This window comes from Crossiella sp. NPDC003009 (assembly GCF_053591555.1).
This window is the reverse complement of the sequence record NZ_JBSFUA010000057.1, coordinates 1-18,512: the sequence shown is the minus strand read 5'-3', so window position 1 is coordinate 18,512 and position 18,512 is coordinate 1. Positions and strand designations below refer to the sequence as shown.

At 66.7% G+C, this 18,512-nt stretch carries 23 protein-coding genes; 18 read left to right on the top strand and 5 right to left on the bottom strand.

What is annotated here, in order from left to right; all coding sequences use genetic code 11:
* Position 1 precedes the first annotated feature (1 nt).
* The 18 genes from ACWDY5_RS36240 to ACWDY5_RS36155 all read left to right on the top strand — a co-directional run bounded on the left by ACWDY5_RS36240 (position 2) and on the right by ACWDY5_RS36155 (position 13,768).
* Positions 2–196, top strand: a complete 195-nt coding sequence (locus ACWDY5_RS36240; RefSeq protein ID WP_449726639.1) for a peptidoglycan-binding domain-containing protein — start codon at positions 2–4, stop codon at positions 194–196.
* Between the two features lie 137 nt (positions 197–333).
* The gene (locus tag ACWDY5_RS36235; protein WP_449726638.1) at positions 334–1,197 is read left to right on the top strand and encodes a peptidoglycan-binding protein; all 864 of its coding nucleotides are present in this window, start codon (positions 334–336) and stop codon (positions 1,195–1,197) included.
* 62 nt (positions 1,198–1,259) lie between these two features.
* Positions 1,260–1,490 (top strand): holin, encoded by a 231-nt coding sequence (locus tag ACWDY5_RS36230; RefSeq protein ID WP_449726637.1) that lies wholly within the window; start codon positions 1,260–1,262, stop codon positions 1,488–1,490.
* Between the two features lie 538 nt (positions 1,491–2,028).
* Positions 2,029–2,583 (top strand): deoxynucleotide monophosphate kinase family protein, encoded by a 555-nt coding sequence (locus tag ACWDY5_RS36225; protein ID WP_449726636.1) that lies wholly within the window; start codon positions 2,029–2,031, stop codon positions 2,581–2,583.
* Between the two features lie 260 nt (positions 2,584–2,843).
* Positions 2,844–3,488 (top strand): hypothetical protein, encoded by a 645-nt coding sequence (locus tag ACWDY5_RS36220; RefSeq protein ID WP_449726635.1) that lies wholly within the window; start codon positions 2,844–2,846, stop codon positions 3,486–3,488.
* Between the two features lie 80 nt (positions 3,489–3,568).
* A complete protein-coding gene (locus ACWDY5_RS36215; RefSeq protein ID WP_449726634.1) occupies positions 3,569–4,411 on the top strand; it encodes a hypothetical protein in 843 nt (280 codons plus the stop codon).
* Between the two features lie 147 nt (positions 4,412–4,558).
* A complete protein-coding gene (locus tag ACWDY5_RS36210; protein ID WP_449726633.1) occupies positions 4,559–5,227 on the top strand; it encodes a recombination directionality factor in 669 nt (222 codons plus the stop codon).
* Positions 5,224–5,514: a hypothetical protein gene (locus ACWDY5_RS36205; protein ID WP_449726632.1), complete on the top strand. Its 291-nt coding sequence runs from the start codon at positions 5,224–5,226 to the stop codon at positions 5,512–5,514. The genes ACWDY5_RS36210 and ACWDY5_RS36205 overlap by 4 nt, the downstream gene beginning before the upstream one ends.
* Positions 5,511–5,774 carry a hypothetical protein gene (locus ACWDY5_RS36200; protein WP_449726631.1) on the top strand — a complete coding sequence of 88 codons (264 nt, stop codon included), beginning with the start codon at positions 5,511–5,513 and terminating at the stop codon, positions 5,772–5,774. The genes ACWDY5_RS36205 and ACWDY5_RS36200 overlap by 4 nt, the downstream gene beginning before the upstream one ends.
* The gene (locus tag ACWDY5_RS36195) at positions 5,771–6,229 is read left to right on the top strand and encodes a hypothetical protein (protein ID WP_449726630.1); all 459 of its coding nucleotides are present in this window, start codon (positions 5,771–5,773) and stop codon (positions 6,227–6,229) included. The genes ACWDY5_RS36200 and ACWDY5_RS36195 overlap by 4 nt, the downstream gene beginning before the upstream one ends.
* Positions 6,226–6,783 (top strand): RNA ligase family protein, encoded by a 558-nt coding sequence (locus ACWDY5_RS36190; RefSeq protein WP_449726629.1) that lies wholly within the window; start codon positions 6,226–6,228, stop codon positions 6,781–6,783. The genes ACWDY5_RS36195 and ACWDY5_RS36190 overlap by 4 nt, the downstream gene beginning before the upstream one ends.
* A 29-nt stretch (positions 6,784–6,812) precedes the next feature.
* Positions 6,813–7,172 (top strand): hypothetical protein, encoded by a 360-nt coding sequence (locus ACWDY5_RS36185; protein ID WP_449726628.1) that lies wholly within the window; start codon positions 6,813–6,815, stop codon positions 7,170–7,172.
* Positions 7,173–7,540: 368 nt separating this feature from the next.
* Positions 7,541–9,883 (top strand): DNA primase family protein, encoded by a 2,343-nt coding sequence (locus tag ACWDY5_RS36180; protein ID WP_449726627.1) that lies wholly within the window; start codon positions 7,541–7,543, stop codon positions 9,881–9,883.
* Positions 9,880–10,296 (top strand): hypothetical protein, encoded by a 417-nt coding sequence (locus ACWDY5_RS36175; RefSeq protein ID WP_449726626.1) that lies wholly within the window; start codon positions 9,880–9,882, stop codon positions 10,294–10,296. Before ACWDY5_RS36180 ends, ACWDY5_RS36175 begins: the two co-directional genes overlap by 4 nt.
* The gene (locus tag ACWDY5_RS36170; protein ID WP_449726625.1) at positions 10,296–12,203 is read left to right on the top strand and encodes a DNA polymerase; all 1,908 of its coding nucleotides are present in this window, start codon (positions 10,296–10,298) and stop codon (positions 12,201–12,203) included. Before ACWDY5_RS36175 ends, ACWDY5_RS36170 begins: the two co-directional genes overlap by 1 nt.
* Positions 12,200–12,649 (top strand): HNH endonuclease signature motif containing protein, encoded by a 450-nt coding sequence (locus ACWDY5_RS36165; protein ID WP_449726624.1) that lies wholly within the window; start codon positions 12,200–12,202, stop codon positions 12,647–12,649. Before ACWDY5_RS36170 ends, ACWDY5_RS36165 begins: the two co-directional genes overlap by 4 nt.
* Positions 12,624–12,911, top strand: a complete 288-nt coding sequence (locus tag ACWDY5_RS36160) for a DUF7169 domain-containing protein (RefSeq protein WP_449726623.1) — start codon at positions 12,624–12,626, stop codon at positions 12,909–12,911. Before ACWDY5_RS36165 ends, ACWDY5_RS36160 begins: the two co-directional genes overlap by 26 nt.
* A gap of 107 nt (positions 12,912–13,018) precedes the next feature.
* Complete coding sequence (locus ACWDY5_RS36155; protein ID WP_449726622.1) at positions 13,019–13,768, top strand: sigma factor-like helix-turn-helix DNA-binding protein; 750 nt, start codon at positions 13,019–13,021, stop codon at positions 13,766–13,768.
* 43 nt (positions 13,769–13,811) lie between these two features.
* Here ACWDY5_RS36155 and ACWDY5_RS36150 read toward each other — a convergent pair whose 3' ends face one another.
* The 5 genes from ACWDY5_RS36150 to ACWDY5_RS36130 all read right to left on the bottom strand — a co-directional run.
* Positions 13,812–14,804: a hypothetical protein gene (locus tag ACWDY5_RS36150; RefSeq protein WP_449726621.1), complete on the bottom strand. Its 993-nt coding sequence runs from the start codon at positions 14,802–14,804 to the stop codon at positions 13,812–13,814.
* Between the two features lies 1 nt (position 14,805).
* The gene (locus ACWDY5_RS36145) at positions 14,806–14,958 is read right to left on the bottom strand and encodes a hypothetical protein (RefSeq protein ID WP_449726620.1); all 153 of its coding nucleotides are present in this window, start codon (positions 14,956–14,958) and stop codon (positions 14,806–14,808) included.
* Between the two features lie 487 nt (positions 14,959–15,445).
* A complete protein-coding gene (locus ACWDY5_RS36140) occupies positions 15,446–16,306 on the bottom strand; it encodes a DUF2637 domain-containing protein (protein WP_449726619.1) in 861 nt (286 codons plus the stop codon).
* 38 nt (positions 16,307–16,344) lie between these two features.
* Complete coding sequence (locus ACWDY5_RS36135; RefSeq protein WP_449726618.1) at positions 16,345–17,991, bottom strand: recombinase family protein; 1,647 nt, start codon at positions 17,989–17,991, stop codon at positions 16,345–16,347.
* A partial coding sequence (locus tag ACWDY5_RS36130; protein ID WP_449726617.1) for a hypothetical protein occupies positions 17,984–18,512 on the bottom strand: 529 nt, incomplete at its 5' end. The genes ACWDY5_RS36135 and ACWDY5_RS36130, both read right to left, overlap by 8 nt.

Here is an 18,512-nt window from a genome sequence, read left to right as displayed (position 1 = left end):
CATGACTCCTGACGACGTTCGCGCCGTCCAGGTCCGCATCAACCTCACCGGCATCGTCCGTGTCCGGGTGGACGGACACCTCGGCGCGGCCACTCAGTCGGCGCTGCGCCGAGTTCAGGCTCACTGCCGCCTCCCGGTGACCGGCGAACTCGACGACGCGACCACACGAGCGCTCGGCCTCCCGTTGGCCTCGTAGCGCCTGATCTTCCTCTCTCTCAACAGCTCTCGCGAACCCGGCGACCGCCGGGCCTTCGCCATGCCCTCATTGGAGAACAGCCCTTGCCCATTAGCCAGAACGGCTGGCCCGCTTCGGCCAACCGCGCCGCCATCGGCGTGGACACCTTCACCATCCCCGGCACCGACATCCGGGTCCCACTTCAGCGCGACGCCGCGCCGCTCCTGCTGGCGATGGCTGTCTGGTGGCGTGACCACGTCGAACCGCTGATGAACCCCGGCTGCTGGGGCCACAACTACCGCGCGATCTCCGGCAGCGCGCAGCTGTCCAACCATGCCAGCGGCACGGCTATCGACATCAACGCCCCCAAGCACCCCCTCGGCAAGGTCGGCACTGTTCCCGGGCACCTCCGCGGTGCCATCTCCGCCCGCGCCCGCCAGCTCGGTCTTCGGTGGGGCGGGGACTACTCCGGCCGCAAGGACGAGATGCACTTCGAGGTCATCGTCAACCGGGTGGAGGCCAAGCGCATCGCGGCCGGCCTTCCCGGGGGCGGTGGTACCCCTCCTCCCGGAGGGCGACCCACCCTCCAGCGAGGTTCCCGCGGAGCCGACGTCGCCCTCGTCCAGCGCTACCTCGGCGTCTCCCCAGCCGACGGAATTTTCGGCCCCGCCACCGAGTCCGCCGTCAAGCGGTACCAGGCCAACCAGGGCCTCGTCGCCGACGGCGTGGTCGGACCCAAGACCTGGCAGCGTATCCTCTCCGGGCTGGGCGGCAAGTCTGCTGTTCCTGGCGGCGGCAGCGGTCATCCGCCTGCGGACCCGGCACTCCAGCGCGGTGCCCAGGGTGACGCTGTCCGATCCCTCCAGCGGGTCCTCAACCGTTGGTACCCCGGACTCGACCTCGCCGAGGACGGAATCTTCGGCACCGCAACGGAAACCGCCGTGAAGGAACTCCAGCGCCGTGCCGCCCTGCCAGTAGATGGCGTGGTTGGCCCGCGCACTCGCGAGGTGCTCGGCCTATAGGCAGCCGCACTCCCGCCGCTGCTCAACTCCAAGGAAAGGTACATCGTCCATTGTGGACTTCTGTGTTCTGGCGCTCGGCCACTGAGCGCGCTCTGAAGACCCTCGCCCAGGCGCTCGTCGCGGTACTCGGCGCTGACGGCATCGGCCTGCTCAACGCCCCGTGGACCGCCGCGCTGTCCGCGGCCGGCATGGCGGCGCTGCTCTCGCTACTCACCTCGGTTGCCTCGTCCGGTTCGGTCGGTGACTCCGGCAGTCCGAGCCTGGTCGACACTCGCTTCGACCGCCTGAACTGACCTCCTGCGCCCCGCTTTCACCGAGCGGGGCGCCTTCGTCGTTGGAGGGCGGCGGCGCTGGAAGCGGAGAACGCGGGCCAGACCGTCGAAGTACTCGCGGACGAGGAGCCGGAGTGCTTCAACCTGTTCCGGCGATCCATGCTGCTCGTGGATTCGGTCCACTCGTCGCAGGATCAGCCAAAGGCTGGCAAGTGCGACCAGCGCAACCGCCACGAGAACCGCGGCGAGTGCCCACGCGGTAGCTGGAACTGACACGGCAACCATCCCATGCGAACGAAGCCGAGCTGAGCCCTCGGCGCTGCGTGAGTTGGTGCGTCTTCAGGTGACACTGGGTCCAAGGCGTCAGGTATGCACCCCTCCGGCTCAGCAAGGGGCCGACCTACCACAAGTTGGCATTGCGGGAGTAGGTCGCTATCCGGCGTGTCAGGCCATCTCTGACGTGGCTTCTGCACAAGGTGGTGCTGCGGAATGGAAGCACCTTGCGCCGGACAGGCTAGCAGGCGTACATATCCTGGTTTTCCGCAGCCAGTACCTGCACATGTCGACTCTGCCCACCATCGGCCTCATCGCTCCCGCCCGCTCCGGCAAGGACACCGTCGCCGACTACCTGCGTCAGCACTACGGCTACCGCCGCCTCGCCGTCGCCGACCCTGTCCGCGAGGCCCTTCTCGCGCTCGATCCGCTCATCCCGTGGGGAGTGGCCGCCGCCCGGCGCCTCTCCTGGCTGGTTGGCGAGTTCGGGTGGGACGCGGCAAAGCAGCACCGCGAGGTCCGCCGCCTGCTCCAGCGACTCGGCACCGACGTCGTCCGGGACATCGTCGACCGCGACGCCTGGGTGAAACTGGCCGCCCGGCGACTCACCGCCGAGCCGGGACCCTGGGTGATCACCGATCTCCGGTTCGCCAACGAGGTCTTCCTGGCCGACACCCTCTGGCGGATTCACCGCCCCAGCATCGGCCCGGTCAATGATCATGTCTCCGAGCACGAGCTGAGCGAGATCGAGGTGGACCACCTGATCCGCAACGAGGCCGGCCGCGCGCACCTGGAGGACCAGGTGCACCGGGCGATGGTCCGTGTCCTGGCGGAGGCGTGAGGTGGCGCTGCTTCGCGTTTCCCCCTGTGAGCACGGGGCCACGCTCCGCTCATTCGTCACAGCACCGGAGGGTGCTGAGTTCTGGGACTTCGGCTGCACGACGTCCCGAGGCGTTCCCCGCTACCACAAGGCGGACCCACGAAAGTATCCATCGGCGGATGGAGGCGGAATACGACAGCGGGGGGACAATACCGGCAAAAGGGGCTGACTTCCCGCATGCGACCTCGGTGTGTGTCCGCCTTACCGGTACCCTCCGGCCTATGGACGACCTCGGTCTTGCCCAGCAGGCCCTCCAGGGCATCTGGGACGACACCCGTCTCCTGGTCAATCAGGACTTGCCGGCCGCCGCGGTCACGGTGGGACCGTCGCGGAAGCGTCACGCCCGATGTGTTCGCCCCACACGGGTGACCCCAGACAACGTGCAAGTGATCATCGACCCGAAGATGATTGCGACCGGTGGGGAAGCAGCCGTCGCGGTCATGCACGCCGCCGTTCACGCGCTGGCCGAGGCTCGGGGCATCGCTGTGCTGTCGAGCAACCAGCAGCATCACCTGATTGCTTTCCTCGGTGTCGCTGAGGAACTGGGGTTAGTGCATCCGCCGTCGGCCGACGACTCCACGTCGCTGCGGTTCTACGAGGTCGTGCTGGGCAGGGTGGCGCGCGCCCGTTGTCGGGAACCGCTCCAGGTCCTCAGCGCGAAGTGGCCAGCTCTTCACTCGGGGTCCCCGGTCACGTCGAGCGTGTCCGAGCCCCGCCGGTTCCGTGTTCTCTGTCCGCGGTGCGGCAAGGCGGCCGGGCGGATGTCGAAGAAGCAGTTTGATGACGGCCCCTGGGTGCACCAGCCGTGCGGCGCCGAACTAGTGGTTGACCCGAGGGACATCAAGCCCATCGACGAGTCAAGCTGATCGGAGCGAACAGACCGGTACAGCCGCATACAGGTAGCGAACGGTTGGGGAAAAAGTCCCCGCACAGCCGAAAGGCACACGTGACCGTTCCCAAGATCCGCACTATCCAACGCGGCGGGTCCCGCTTCTACATCCACCCCATGACTGACGACCGGGTGCCCGGCGTCACCTCGGTCGTCGGGATGTTGCCTAAAGCCTTCCTGACCGCCTGGGCGGCGAAGAAGACCGCGGAGAGCGCGGTGGAGTTTCTGGGCGAGGTCGTCGGCATCGCTATGCGCGACAAGCCCGCCGCGATCGACTTCCTCAAGCGGTCCTACCGCCGCGACACCGCTGCTGCGGCCGACCTCGGCACCGAAGTCCATGAGGTGTGCGAGCGCCTGGCCCGCGGGGAGGCCGTCGGTCGACTGCACCCGGATGTCGAGCCCTTCGTGGCAGGCTTCCGCGAGTTCTTGCAGAACTACCAGCCCGACTGGATCGAGCTGGAGGCCACGGTCTGGTCGGAGAAGCACGCCTACGCCGGCAGCTTCGACTGGATCGCCCGCATCGGCCCGGACATCGTCATCGGCGACAACAAGACCACCCGCAGCGGTGTGCATGCCGAAGTCGCGCTCCAGCTGGCCGCCTACGCACACGCCGACTACATCCTGCGCGCCGACGGCACCCAGGACCCGCTGCCCGACATCGACTCCGCAGCGGTCCTGCACCTTCGCCCCGACGCTGACGATCCCAGTCGGCCCGCCTGGCAGCTGGTGCCCGTCCGGATCGATGAGGACGTGTTCGAGCATTTCCTTGCCCTGCGCGAGGTCTTCCGCTGGGACCGCGAAACCCAAGGCACCGTACTGGGCTCGCCCCTGACCCCCGAGGCCGCCGGAGTGACGACACCCCGCCGCAGCCTGGCAACACCACGCCGCCGGGCCGCCTGATCGCCTGAAACCGCCGACTGGATTCACCTCCGGTCGGCGGTTTTTTGCGTTCGAAGCGAAGACCGGGTGCAGATGCCCTTATGCCGCAACAGGTAGCGGAGTGATGAGAGCGGATCAGCCACTCTCACCATCCTGAGAGGACAGTCTGTGTCCATTCGCGAGGTCTTCGCCGACGAACCCGCCCGCAAGAAGGAACAGAGCGACATCGTGGGCCGCTTCCGCGCCGGCCGCCTGGTGGGCAAGCGCCCTGTCGCGCTCGACCACTGGCGAGTCACCTCCGACGACCCGCTGGTGCTGGAGACCCTGATCGAGGAGTACGGCGGCAGCGAGGTCGTCGAGTTCGACCCGAACGGCCGGGAAGGCTTCGAGACCGACCTCGATGTCTCCGCGGTCGAGATTCTCATCCCCAGCCCCAAGATGCTGCGCAGCGAGATGCGCCTGTACGGCCGCAAGACCGTGCTGCGTCAGTGCGACGGCGCCAAGCAGCGGGACGGTCAACCCTGCGCCTGCCCTCGGGACCTCCGCGAGCGCAAGGACGCCGCGAGCAACGGCCTGGGCTGTGAACCGAGCATCTCCCTGCTGTTCCAGCTCGTCGACCTGCCGGACTTGGGCCTGTGGCGCTACGAGACCGGAAGCTGGTCGCTGGCCCGCGACATCGGCGACGTCGAGGACACCCTGGCCAAGATCGACGGCCCTGCGGTCGGCGTGCTGCGCCTGGAAGAGGTCAGCTGGACCGACAAGACCACCGGCAAGAACAAGTCCTTCCACAAGGCCGTGATCGCCGACCTGCGCCCGGCCCCCGAGGAATCCCGTTGAGCGCGCCGACACTCGCCGACGGCCACCCGGGCACCCGGTACGTGCTCGACGTCTCCGTCTACTACATGGGCGATGACGGGCGGCCCCAGATCGAGCTGGACAGCTACATGGCCAGGGTCACCGTCGCCCCCGGCATCAACCGCCTCATCTGGCTGAACTTCGACGGCAACCCGACGCGCATGCCCGACCTGATCCTGCGCGCGGCCGAGGCGGTGCAGCTGGCCAACGTGCTGCTGCTGGCAGCACGCACCGTCGAGCTGCACCAAGGCCAGGAGGTGACGCCGTGAGCCAGCACGGCCCGCCACCGTTCCTGGCCGTGGTGCCGGCGACCCTGGACGCGGACGGTCAGCTGTATGACGAGTCGATCACCGTCGACGTCCCGGACATCCAGCCCGAGGACACCGCCGTCGTGCGGCTGACCTCCGACAGCCTGGACGACGCGCTGATCCTCACCACCACCGCGGCGCTGAGCCTGGCCACCGCGTTGAGCGCCGCCATGGCAGTGGCCGAAGCCCACCACGCCCACCACGGGGAGCCCCGACTGTGACCACGCCCCAACCGCGCGCTGCGGTTTCCTGGCTTCCGCATCTGGGGAGCCTGCTCGTCTTCCTGGAGCAGGACCCGCTGATCCGGACCCATGAGGCGCTCGGCTGTCCGGAGGAATCCCGGGTGGTGGACTCCGAACACCGCGAATTCCTCGCCGACCTCGGTATGGACGCGTTGCTCGATGAGGACGAGCAGGCCGCCTTCGCCAGCTACACCACGATCCAGCTCGTGCTGACCCGGGTACAGCAGTGGGCCGACAGCTGCCGCAAGGCCGGGACACCGATCCCGGACCGCCCGCTGAACGCGCTGGTGGTCCTGCTGCGGGTCATCTGGCAGCGCCTGGCCTGGTACTCCGTCCCCTTCGCCTTGGAGGAGTACGAGGTGCCCGAACCGTTCCAGCTCACGGTGCCGGTGGAAGACCTCAAGCACCTGGACTTCCCCACGGAGGAGACGTGATCACTTTCCAGCCCTGGCCCAAGACGCCGCGGTTGCGCCGACGGATGGTCATCACCGAGAAGATCGACGGTTCCAACTGCGCCGTCATCGTCGCCGAGGACGGCACCGTGGGCGGCCAGTCCCGCAACCGCCTGCTGACGCCCGGCAGCCACGGGGACCACTACGGCTTCGGCGCGTGGGTCGCCAACCACGCGGAGCAGCTCCGGGAAGTCCTCGGCCCCGGGCACCACTACGGCGAGTGGTGGGGTGCGGGCATCCAGCGGGGCTACGGCCTGCGGGAGCGGCGGTTCTCCTTGTTCAACACCTATCGGTGGGGTGCTGCGGCGGACCAGCTCGACCAGGTGCCGGGCCTGGGCGTGGTGCCCGTGCTCTACGAGGGCGAGTTCGACACCGGCAAGGCCACCGAGGTCGCCGAGCTGCTGCGGACGGTCGGCTCCGTGGCGGCGCCGGACTACCTCAGCCCAGAGGGGATCGTGGTCTACCACGAGGCCGCTCGGCAGCTGTTCAAGCTGGTGCTCGACCGGGACGACGAACCGAAGGCCGTGGCCGCATGACCGCCGCTGCGCAGACCGGGAGGAGGTAGGTGGCCAACCCGAACAAGGCCAAGGGGACCAGGACGGAAACCGAGGTCGCCCGCTATGCCAGCGAGGCCACTGGAGTGCACGTGCACCGGCTCGCCCAGGCAGGCTCGTTGGACGTCGGCGACCTCGGCGGTCTTCCGCTCACCGCGATCCAGGTCAAGAACCACGCCAGGTTCGACCTCGCCGGATGGTGCGACGCCGCCGCGGCGCAGGCTCTTCGCGCCGGCCAGCCGTACTGGTCGGTGGTCGCCAAGCGCCGAGGCCATCCCACCGGCCGCTCCTACGTGATCAAGAACCTCGATGTCGAGCTGGCCCTCTACCGGGACATCGTTCTCCCCTACCTAACTGAGCACAGGCACTGACCAGGACTAAGCGCCCCGGAGGCATCGCGCCCGCCGGGGCGCTGCTGTCTGTCCGTAGACGTGTGAGCGCTCACAGTTTGTCACCCGATCGGCCGACGCTTATTCGGCGTTGAAGTTGTGTCATAAGAGACTGTGATGACTCACAATGTAATTAGATAACTTCATTAGCACCAGCTCGGCGCACCTCGCGGTCACGTACACCCCGGACCTGCCGCAGTCAGCTATCGAGCGTCCGGGATGCCACGACCGAGAGGACCCAGGTGAAGCTCAACTCCCTGCTCAACCGGCTCGCCGCCCGCGGCCAGCTGATCGAGCAGACAGATGGATGGCTGGCACACTGCCCGGCCCACGATGACCACGATCCCTCGTTGCGCATCGCCCTGGCCGAAGGCGGCAAGCTGCTGGTCAAGTGCCGCGCCGGATGCCCCACCGGCACCGTGCTGGCCGCGGTGTCGCTGACCTTCGCCGAGCTGGCCGATGTGGACGCCGAGGGCTACTCCAGCACTCCCCGTCTGAGCACTTCGGCCGGCCCAGTGCCCGTTGCCGCCCAGGTCGCCCTGCGCACCTACGTCCTGAGCCGAGCCAGCCTCCTGCACGAGGACACCGAGCTGGCCAAACAGGCGCGCGAGTACCTGCGGACCCGGTTCGGAGTGACGCCCGAACTCGCCCGGCGTCTGCACCTGGGGCTGGAACCCGGAGACGGCGGCACCTTCGGCGAGTACCTGTCCACCCCCTTCCTCGCGGTGCCCCGGGTCGTGGTGCCCTTCGCCGACGAGGACGGGGTGTGCCGCGGCATGCAGGGCAGAGCGCTCTCACGTTCCAGTGCCCGCTGGTGCGGTCCCATCAACCCGCCCGGCGCGGCGTGGGCGAAGGCCGGCTTCTTCCCTGCCGACACCGGCCTGGACACCCTGCTGGTCTGCGAAGGACCTGGGGACGGGCTCACCGCCTGCGCGGCCGGCGTCGACTCCGTCATGTTGCGCGGCGCCTCCATCACCCAGCCCGAGGTCATCGCGCCGATCGCCCGCTGGGCATCCGCCCGCGGAAAGCGCGTCGTCGTGGCCACCCAGGGCGGTGCCGCAGGCGCGCGCTTCCGCGACGGGCTTCGGCAGGCGTTCGCCCACTACGGCCTGGACATCGCCGCGCTGGAAATGCCGGAGGAACTCGCTGATCCCGACCTGGCCGGGTGGTTTGCGGAGCGGGGCGAGCGCTTCGCCGCCGAACTCTACGACGCGGTGCTCCAGGCCACCCCGGACACGCCACCCTCAGCCGCGGCCAAGCGCCCGCTCCACACCTTCGACGACCTCGGCAACGCCGCCAGACTGGTCGAAGAGGCCGAGGGCAACATCCGGCACATCCCCGCCCTCGGTTTCCTGCACTGGGACGGGCGGATCTGGCGCCGCGACGAAACCGACGCCACCCGCTTCGCCGCCCAGGAGGTCGCCCGGCGCATCGGCACCGAGATCACCGTGCCCGGCCCGGACGGCGTCGTGGACCGCAAGGCCGCCGCGCACGCCAAGTACACCCGCTCCAGCCGCGGCATCGACTCCATGCTCAAGGAGTTCAAGAGCCACCGCGAAGTCGTCTGGTCTGTCGACGAACTTGACCAACACCACCACTTGCTTGCGTGCCGTAATGGGATAGTTGACCTGCGTAACACCGCACTGATCGGCCACGATAGGGCATACGGGCTGACGAAGCTCATCGATCTGGACTACGTTCCGGATGCCGTGCCCACGCGGTGGTTGCGGTTTCTGGGGGAGGTGTTTGAGGGGCAGCCGGAGCTGGTGAGCTACGTGCAGCGCCTCATCGGGTATGGGATCACGGGGGAATCGAGTGAGCAGTGCTACGTCACGCTGCTGGGAGCAGGCGCCAACGGCAAGTCCGTCTTCATGGACGTGCTGTTCGAGATTTTCAAGGCCATCGCAGCCACCACGCCGTTCAGCACCTTCGAGAAGCGCTTCGGTGGCGGCGGCATCCCCAATGATCTTGCCGCGCTGCACGGTTCCCGACTGGTCTTCGCCTCCGAGGGCGAGGCGAACACGCCGATGGCCGAGTCGGTCATCAAGAGGCTCACCGGTCAGGACCCGATCACCGCGCGCTTCCTGAACCGCGAGTTCTTCACCTTCAAGCCCACCTTCCTGATCTTCATGGCCACCAACCACCGGCCGTTGATCAAGGGGCAGGACGAGGGCTTCTGGCGACGGGTCAGGCTGGTTCCGTTCCGGCGGTTCTTCGCCCCGGCCGAGCGTGACCCGAACCTGGCGAAGAAGCTGCTCGCCGAAGCGCCGGCGATCCTGTCCTGGGCTGTTCGGGGCGCACAGGAGTGGTACGCGCGAGGGCTTCAGGACCCGGCCGTGGTCTTGAAGGAGACCCAGAGCTACCGGGAGACCAGCGACATCCTGGCCGGGTTCTTCCCCGGCATCATCGAACAGGTCTCGGACCCGCAGCAGGAGCTGTTCGGGCCGGATGTGTACCTGGCCTACCGAGAGTGGGCCGAAGCCGCGGGGATGCCCTACCGGGACATGCTCTCGGCACGCGCCTTCTATGGCGCGCTGGAAGAACGCGGAGCGCACCGCAAACGCCGAAGCCGCGGCATCTTCCTGACCGGCCTGCACTGGAGCCAGGACAACGACGCGGGGGCGTCGACAACTGAACAACCAACAGGGGGGCGCACTGGGGAGCGCCGCATCTTCAAGGAGAGAGCTGCGTGATCACCTACGACTGCCTGTACCGGGCAATCGTCACCGTTGCCAAGGGGGAACCGGAAGGGCGTGATCAGCCATACGGACCGTTCGCCCGCGATGGTCAGCCCGTCGGGTTGCTGGGCAAGGCGTTGGCGTGGGCCGGTGCGGTCGATCTGTCCGAAGAGGACAGTCCCTGCGTCAACAGCGTCGAGCTGCTCGACATGAAGGCCACGGTCATGGCGGAGCTGGTGGTCCAGGTGCTTGACGCGGGCAGAACCTACAGCGAGGCGCAGGTTTCGGCGTGGACGACGTTTGAACTCATGCGCCGGTGCGAGCAGCACGCCGAACCCTCGGCCGTGCCGGGTCCCCGCCGTCCCGACATCGCCTACCAGCGGCACCGAAGTGACCGGGGCGTACACGCTGAGGCAGGTGCGGCCTGATGAAGCTTCTCGACCACACCGTGGCCGGACACCCGATCCAAGTCCGCGTGCTGGAAGGCCGCGGCGACTCCGCCGAGCTGCTCAACTTCTGCACCCACAGTCCCACGGTGGCCGTCGATACCGAGACCACCGGGCTGGACATCTACACCGAGGGCTTCCGCATCCGGACCGCGCAGTTCGGCGACAGCGACCGCGCTTACGTGGTCCCGGTGGAGTATGGCTTCGGCGACCTCGTCACCGAGGCTCTGCGGCGTAGTCGGAACCTGTTGTGTCACAACGCTCCCTTCGACCTTCTTGCTCTGGATCACCTGGGGCTCGGCGACTTCGAGGAGTTGGCACCACGGGTCACCGACACCCGTCTGATGGCTCACCAGCTCGATCCGCGTGCCCGGCAAGAAGGCGGAACCGGGCATGGCTTGAAGGAGCTGGCCCAGGCACTGATCGACGACCAGGCGCCCGACACCCAGCGGGGCCTGCACCAGGTCTTCCGTCAGCTCGGACTCAAGACCGGCGAGGGCTTCGCCCGGATCGACCTTGCGCATCCGACCTACCTCCTGTACGCCGGGCTCGACGTCATCCTCACCCACCGGCTGCACGCCGTCCTGGCAGCTGAGGTCCAGCGGCGCCAGGTTGCCGACCTGGTCGGGTTCGACCACCAGGTTCAGCTGGCCACCTGCCGCATGCAGCGGCGCGGGATGCTTCTCGATGTCAGCTACACCGAGCGGCTGGTGACCGAGTTGCGCAGTGACGCGGAAGCGGCCCGGCGCGAAGCCGCACAGTGGGGCGTGGCCAAGGTCGGCTCCCCGGCCCAGGTCGCCGAGGCGTTGATCGCCATGGGAGAAGAGCTGACCGAGCGCACCGCAAGCGGTGCTTGGAAGGTCGACAAGCAGGTGCTGGCCGGCCTCGCTGACCCCGCCCGCGCCCGCGACGCCAATCCGCTGGCCGCGGCGGTGCTGGCCGCCAAGCGCGCCGACAAGTGGCGCACCAGCTACGCCGAGGCCATGCTCGCCAACCGCGACAGCAACGACCGCATCCATCCCACGATCAACGCCCTCCAGGCTCGTACCGCTCGGATGTCGGTGTCCAACCCACCGCTCCAGCAGCTGCCCTCGCGGGACTGGCGTATCCGCCAGTGCATCCTGGCCGAACCCGGGCACGTCACCGTCTCAGTGGACTTCAAGTCCGTCGAGCTGCGAGTGCTGGCGGCGCTGGCGGACGAGCAGGCCATGAAGATCCTGATCCGCGACGGTGTCGACCTGCACGACTGGACCGCGACAGCGCTGTTCGGTAAGGACTTCACCAAGGCCGAACGCCAGCTGGCCAAGGCAATTGCCTTCGGCAAGGTCTACGGCGGAGGTGCGGCCGGCATCGCTCGCCAGACCGGCGTCGAACAGTCCACTGTGGAGCGAGCAGTTGCCGAGTTCGACAAAACCTACCCGGCCATCTCGCGCCTCTCGCGCCGACTCCGAGACCGCGTCCGGCTCACTGGCGAGCGCTGGGTGACCACGCCGACCGGCCGACGGATTCCCCTGGACTCCGACCGGCTCTACGCCGCAACCAACTACCTGATCCAGCCCACCGCACGCGACATTGCCGCCCAGGCACTCCTCGCCGTCGAAGACGCGGGCTACGGGGAGTTCCTCCGCATGATCATCCACGACGAGTTCCTCACCAGCGTCCCGGCCGAGGACGCCGAGGAGGTCGGCCGAGGCATCGCCGAAGCGATGCGCATGACCCTGCATGGTGTGCCGATTGACGCTGAACACGAGGTAGGCCGCCGCAGCTGGGGTTCGCTGTACGGTGCTCCGGCTCAACTCACAGCTCCACGGAATGAGGTGGACACACACCTGGAAGTCGGAGTCCTCGATGTGTGGCGCGATGATCCGCGATTTCGGCCTGCCTCATGAGTGAGGTGGACACACACATGGAGGCGGCGGGCGAACGCATTGCCGCACACAGCGTTCCCGGCCCCGGGGGGTGTCGTCTATGGATCGGCGGGTGCAACGACGCCGGTTACGGCTACACGCGGGTGGCCGGCCGCTCGACCGGCGTGCACCGCGTCGCCTACCTCGTTCACGGCGGCCAACTTCTGCCAGGCGAAGCAGTCCACCACCGCTGCGGCGTCCGCCACTGCGTCAATCCGAGTCACCTGTCCGCGGTCACCATCTCGGCCAATACCGCGGAAGCCCTGGCCACCCGCGCCCTTCGCGCCCGGATCAAAACGCTTGAACAAGCCCTGCGATCCATCGCCCCTGCTCACCCACTGCTCGCCAACGCGGGCGACGACCTGGAGCCCGAACTTGACCACTACGACTACGACACCTTCGATGCCCACGGTTCGCTTGCTGCGTAGCGCTCGTGACCTGCACGAGGCCCTGCGTGCCGCCAAGCAGGCGCAGTGGGAAGCCGCACCGGTGCCCCGGGCAGACACGGACGGCCGTCGAAGCCAAGGCGGCCATGCTGATCCCACCGCGGAGGCCGCGCTCGATGATCGGCGCCTGGCGCTGCGCGCGGCAGTCCAGACCGCCGAGGCACTGCTGCCGCGAGTCGCAATCGCGCTCGATGCGGCTTGCGACGAACTCCAGGATGCGCTCGCGGACTGGCAGAGCGCATAACGAGCCTCCTCGTCGACTGGGGTGACCGACCGCGGTTGCCCTGGCCCTCTTCGGCATGCGCCGACCCCTGACATCAGAGTGTGTGTCCACCTCATCTGGAGTTTTTCATGCAGGCGATCACCCTTGCCCCCGGCCAGGACTGGGACCTTCTGGAGCGCCAGCAGGCTGGCGATCAGCGCGCCGGAGAGCAGCTCGTCGCAGGCTGCCTACGCGCCGCCCAGAAGCTGGCCTCAGCTCGGTCGACCGCGGCGTTCGACCGAGAAGAGGCGCTCGCCGTGGCCGTCGCCGCATTCTGGTGCGCCATTGGTTCGCTGGAAGCGGATGCGCTGCGGCGCAAGCGAATTCCGGTCTGGTCTGCGGTGAAGAGCACGGTCAACCGCGATCTCACCGCAGCCCGGTACGCAGCCCACCACTGCCTGTCCGCACCCATCGGCGCCATCCAGATGGTCAACCAGATGCTGCGGGAGACGGACAACGACATCGACGCGGCCTGGCTGCTCTTCGTCGAGCGCTACAACGAGCGCCTCAGCCGCGGAAGCTTCTACGACCTGGCACGGCACATGATCGGCGGGGTTCGGGCGGTTGACGACATCACCGCGGTCGCGGAGGAGGCCGCAGACCCCACCGCGCAGACCTGCGTGGACCGTGCGCGCACTGATGCAGTCCATAACGCGGTCGCCGACCTGGACGAACGCCAAGCTCAGGTGCTTACTCTTCGCTTCGGCCTGACCGGTGACGAGCCGCTGACCGACACCGATACCGCCGCCGCTCTCGGTCTGTCCCGGCGCCAGGTCGGTATCGCCCGGGAACGCGGCGTCGCCACCCTTAAGACACGCCTGGCCGAAGTGGCTGCCTGAGCACGAAGCCCCGGCACCGAACTCGGTACCGGGGCTTCATGCTTCATCGAGGATGATCTGTGGATCGGAGCAAAGGCTTATCCAGCATCAGGCGGAACAGCTTCTTGTTCACCCTCAGCGGTGCCCCTTCCGGTCCCTTGATGCATGGCGGGATCAGGATGAGGTCCCTGCGCTGCTCCTTGACGAAGTACCACCGTCGCCAGTGCCCCGAGACCGGCCACCGGAAGTCACGGACACGCCCATCGGCATCGGGCTCCAGGGGCTCGCCTGCATCGGGAGCCTCGCGGATCTCGCGCACCACCCGCGCGATCTCACCTCGAAGGCTCACCACCGTGATCTCCGCGGACTTTCCGGCCCGCTCACGTCGTCGACGTTGCCGCCGGGGCGGAGCCGTGGTCGTCAGCTCCACGATGCTGCGGCTCTGCATCAGCAGCCAGGTCGACATGATCGTCTTAATCGACGGGTTCAACACCGGGATGTCGAGTTCCCCGAAGGGAAGAAACGCCTCGCCGTCGTACCCCAGGACACCCACGAGAGGGGGCAGGGCGAGTTCCCCGTTTCCTTGCGCCGCCTGCTGCTCGGCGAAGTACTCCATATCGGAGAGCATGACGATCTCCACTCCGGCCTGCCCGTGCCGAGTGGCCGGCATCCACGCGATGCCGATGATGTCGGTGAACACGCCCGGTGTGTCCGGGGCCTGGTAGTGGTCCACTGGCTCTTCGAAGATGACAAATCCATGCGGCGAGGGCAGGGTTTCCGAGGCGAGTTGATACTTCGGCACCACCTCCCCGCCCGACTTGGCGAGCGCCACGGTCTCCACGGACGCTTGGTACACCGGCGGGCTCTCCAACCCCTGCAACAAGCGATCCTGGAACCGCGCACACCCCTGAACCGCCGGCATGCCGTCCTCGGGCGAGGGGAACTCCGTCGGCAGTCCATTCAGGACCGTTTGCACCAGTGAGAGGTGAAACGACTGCGTCGCCACGAAGGACCGGAGTCCGTCGAGCATCTCGTAGACCTCGATTGCAGAACGCATGTCACTCACCCGCTTCCCGGACCGGCTCACCGTGGGTCCCGTCCGGCTCCCACTGGAGTGCGCACGGGACGCACACCCAGTTCTTGCCGCCGGGCCTGCCGACCGGCCCACGGCAGCGCGGGCACACCGCCACCAGGTAGAGGTCAGGGGCCATCGGCTGGACCTGTCCACGGGCTTTGCGCTCGCACGCGCGGCAACCCGGCGCGTCCGGCTCGGTAAGCAGCAGGTCCGTCACGGGTGCGCCGCAGTAGGCCATCCCGATGGCTCCGTTCCTTGGGGCGGCGTACATCTCGCGGAGCAGGTGGACGACCCTGCCTCGCCGAGCAGCACACGGCCTCCGGACGGGAAGCTCGCACTTCCGCAGCGGGGAAACGTTGTCGAACATCGACCTCAATACCTTTCTGGGTAATATACCCATTAACGGGTAATAAACCTAGTTGTGGGTACATTACCCATATCTTGTCAGTGGTCTACCGTTTTCGGCTGTGACCAGCGCTGATGCGGGATGGGTGCCGACGACGGCCACGTTCGGTGAGCGCATCGCTGCGGTGCGGATTCACCTCGGCTGGAACATGAAGAAGGCAGCTGAGGAGACCGGCATTCCGTTCGAGACCTGGCGTCGGTGGGAACACCGGGAGACCTCACCCCGCGACCTCGAAGCGACCTGTCGCATCATCGCCCGAGGGACCGGATGCGACTACAACTGGCTGCTCAGCGGTCGGGCCGCTCCCGGCGCTCGCCGGGTGTAGCTCCGGCCGTTCCGTTCCCGTTCCGTTGATCTGAGCCAGCGCAGCGTTCCGGAGCGCGCTGTTCCGTGCGCGGTTGCCCCGCTGTATGGCCTGGAACGCGTCCAGCGTCATCATCTTGCCGTTCTCCAGCTCGTACCGTTCCAGCACCGCCACCGCCCCTTCCAGTTCCGCGGCGCTGAACTCCGCGACTCGCGATGTCTGCCGCTTCGGGGAACGACCTGGCGCGGAGCGCCTGCGCGCTGGGCGGGCGGTTCGTTCCTGCGGTCGGGACCCCTCGCTTCGTTCCGGCGGCGCGACAAGGTTGGCGACCGGCAGTGGAGGTGTCGACCCGTCCGCGCCGGGAATGGTGGCAGGCGCGGGCATGGTCGCGGCCTGCTGTTCCCGTTTCGTGAGTTCGGTGAAGCAGCGCCCGTACCCGTGTGCGGCCTCGGTCAGGACGATGACGAGCACGGGGCCGAATGCATGGAGCACCGCCGTTCCCCACTGGCCGTTCTCGACCGCGCCCCCGCAGTTCAGCCACAGCGTCATCCCGGCGGTAACCCATCGCAACGCCGTTCCCCAGCCGGTACGAACGCCGTACTCCTGGAGAACGGCGTCCCCGTACAGTGCGACCACCAAAGCGACGTCGACTGCTGGCGGAAGGAGTATGGCGAGGTACCACGGGACTCCGTGGTCCTCCAAGTAGTCCTTCGCCGTTCCCAGCGAGTACAGCATCGCGATGCCGGCCACGACCCAGACACCGCGAACGATCATTCGCTGAGCGCGAAGAAGCTGGTGTGGTTTCGTCTCCATTACGCCGCCTTCGATGTCACGGGTTCGCCATTAACCAGCATTTGCAGGCGCTCGGGATTCCAATCCCTCCGGCGGCCACTGGAGAGTTGCTGGACGGTTACTGTCACTTTGTGATCCAGCAGCATTCGACGGCGATCATCTCGATCGAGTTCGGTCCATAGACTTGAAACCGACTTGCCGGTCGGAATTCGTCGCTCTCCTGCTGGCCGACTTGGCAGTGCTTCCAATCTAGTTTGACGGTTTCGCAGGTCTCGATATCGAGACAAGAAGTCCTGCTCGCCTTCCTCATCGTCGAATAGTCCGTGCTCGTAACGGTCAGTCTTCAGCTTCGCCATAGCCTTCTTGACTTCAGCGATCTCGGCAGAGTGGTCCTCTCCAGGATCGTGAATGATCTCAACCACTTCAAGATGGCCAAAGGCAGATAAGAACTGTTCCTCAACCCAGTGTTCAGTAAGTTCTGCGGTCATGGTGACGATCTTGTGGCGGTTCTTGGCGTATTCCGTTGGGGCTTTCGAGCAGCGGTATACGCGCCGCTTGAAGCCAATCTTTCCTGCCGTCCCGGAGTACATCTTTGCGCCACAGTCTCCACAGAACAACACCTCGAACAACATCTGCACGTCCTTAGTGCGACGCCGACCCCCGGTCGAGCCTCTCCGGGCTCGGCGCTCATCGAGCTTTGCGACGACGCGTTGCTGGAGTTCGGCAGACACGAGCGCAGGCCCCCGGACGACAAACTCTCCCGCCTTCTCGTGGCCGTGTGGATAGACCAGTGGACGCATCTCCTCGCGCTTGATGCCGTCCTGGTCCACCCACTTGTAGACGTACGCTGCCTGGCCTCGAAGTGCGGGTGATCGGAGAATGACGTCCAATGTTCGGGAAGACCAGCCCCGGTGTCGTTCTGCGACTTTGTACTTCGGGGCTGCTCGATCCATCGCCGCGGCTGCCTTGCTCGCTCGTTCCTGCCTAGCGAGCGCCGGGGGTAGCACACCATCGCGGTTGAGTGCCTTCGCGATGCTGAAGAGTGACTCCCCTGCGAGAACCGCCTCGATGATCCACTCGATCGTGGCCGATTGACTGGTGTCCTCAGCAAGTTCAAATCCGCCACCAGTTCTAGCGACTGCTCTGTACCCGTACGGAACGGTCCCGTAGCCGTAGCGCCCGGAGTATCGAAGGAATTCCCGTGCGTTGGCGATCCGTTCGGAGATGGCTTCGCGCTCCATCTGTGCCAGCCCTGCCAACACTGCGACGATGATCTGTCCGACCGTCGAAAACAAGTCGAAGTTCTCCGCCGCCGAGATGATCTCTTTGCCGCGGTCCTTCGCCCACTTCAACAGTTCGTGGAAGTCCATGATCGAGCGGGCGAACCTGTCGACCTTCCAGGCGATGAAGCCATCGAAAGGCTTGGGTGGCGTGTCGGTCAGCCACTTGCCGAACTCCGGTCGGGCGAAGGGGCTAACTGATCCAGACACATCCAGATCTATGACCCAGTCGACGATCTTGCCGCCCTTGCGCTTGGCCTCCTCCTCGATGATCTGTTCCTGTCGTTCTGGACTAGAACTGTTGTCCCGCATGTGGGAAAGCCGAATAACGCCGACGTAGCACTTCTCGCGCTCCCCAGGGCGCTGAGAGTTCCAGAAGTCAGACAACGCGAATCCTCTGTCCCCGCGCCCTGCGTACAAGAAGCCGCCGTTCCTGCTCCGTGCGTCGCTCCTCAACCTCGGCCAGCAAAATGACCATGCCCACCAGCGTTGAGACCTGGGGATTGTTCAGTGCGCTGTGCGGCTCCTCGTCAAGTACCACCATCGCCTTGCCGTGCCGAGTCGCCCAGTCCATCAACCGGTGCGTTTCGCCCAACTGCCTGGAATAGGCAACCGGGGAGGCAAGAACGATGGCGTCGAACAGGTGCGGTGCGGGAAGCTGGTCAAGTGGATCACGCTGTCTCTCAGGCGTCCCGCGGCCGAAGAACCACTCTGTGACCTTGCCGCCGTAGTTCTCCACAGCAGCGCAGACCTTGTTGCGCGAGTGGTAGTCCCGGATGACGGCGAGGAATCTGGGAGCAGCAGGTTGAGGCAGCGTGCCGGCGTCTGGATTGGTCATGCCCGCTAGCTGATTGCGTCCCGGCTCTTGGTGGACATTCCGTTGTGCGTTGACGTAAATTGGCATGACC

Bases quoted from the DNA above. Each gene is read 5' to 3' on its own strand.
- ACWDY5_RS36220 (WP_449726635.1), top strand. From the start codon at position 2,844: ATGGACGACCTCGGTCTTGCCCAGCAGGCCCTCCAGGGCATCTGGGAC.
- ACWDY5_RS36240 (WP_449726639.1), top strand. From the start codon at position 2: ATGACTCCTGACGACGTTCGCGCCGTCCAGGTCCGCATCAACCTCACC.
- ACWDY5_RS36150 (WP_449726621.1), bottom strand. From the start codon at position 14,804: ATGCGTTCTGCAATCGAGGTCTACGAGATGCTCGACGGACTCCGGTCC.
- ACWDY5_RS36165 (WP_449726624.1), top strand. From the start codon at position 12,200: ATGAGTGAGGTGGACACACACATGGAGGCGGCGGGCGAACGCATTGCC.
- ACWDY5_RS36140 (WP_449726619.1), bottom strand. From the start codon at position 16,306: ATGATCGTTCGCGGTGTCTGGGTCGTGGCCGGCATCGCGATGCTGTAC.
- ACWDY5_RS36155 (WP_449726622.1), top strand. From the start codon at position 13,019: ATGCAGGCGATCACCCTTGCCCCCGGCCAGGACTGGGACCTTCTGGAG.
- ACWDY5_RS36225 (WP_449726636.1), top strand. From the start codon at position 2,029: ATGTCGACTCTGCCCACCATCGGCCTCATCGCTCCCGCCCGCTCCGGC.
- ACWDY5_RS36160 (WP_449726623.1), top strand. From the start codon at position 12,624: ATGCCCACGGTTCGCTTGCTGCGTAGCGCTCGTGACCTGCACGAGGCC.
- ACWDY5_RS36145 (WP_449726620.1), bottom strand. From the start codon at position 14,958: ATGGCCCCTGACCTCTACCTGGTGGCGGTGTGCCCGCGCTGCCGTGGG.
- ACWDY5_RS36170 (WP_449726625.1), top strand. From the start codon at position 10,296: ATGAAGCTTCTCGACCACACCGTGGCCGGACACCCGATCCAAGTCCGC.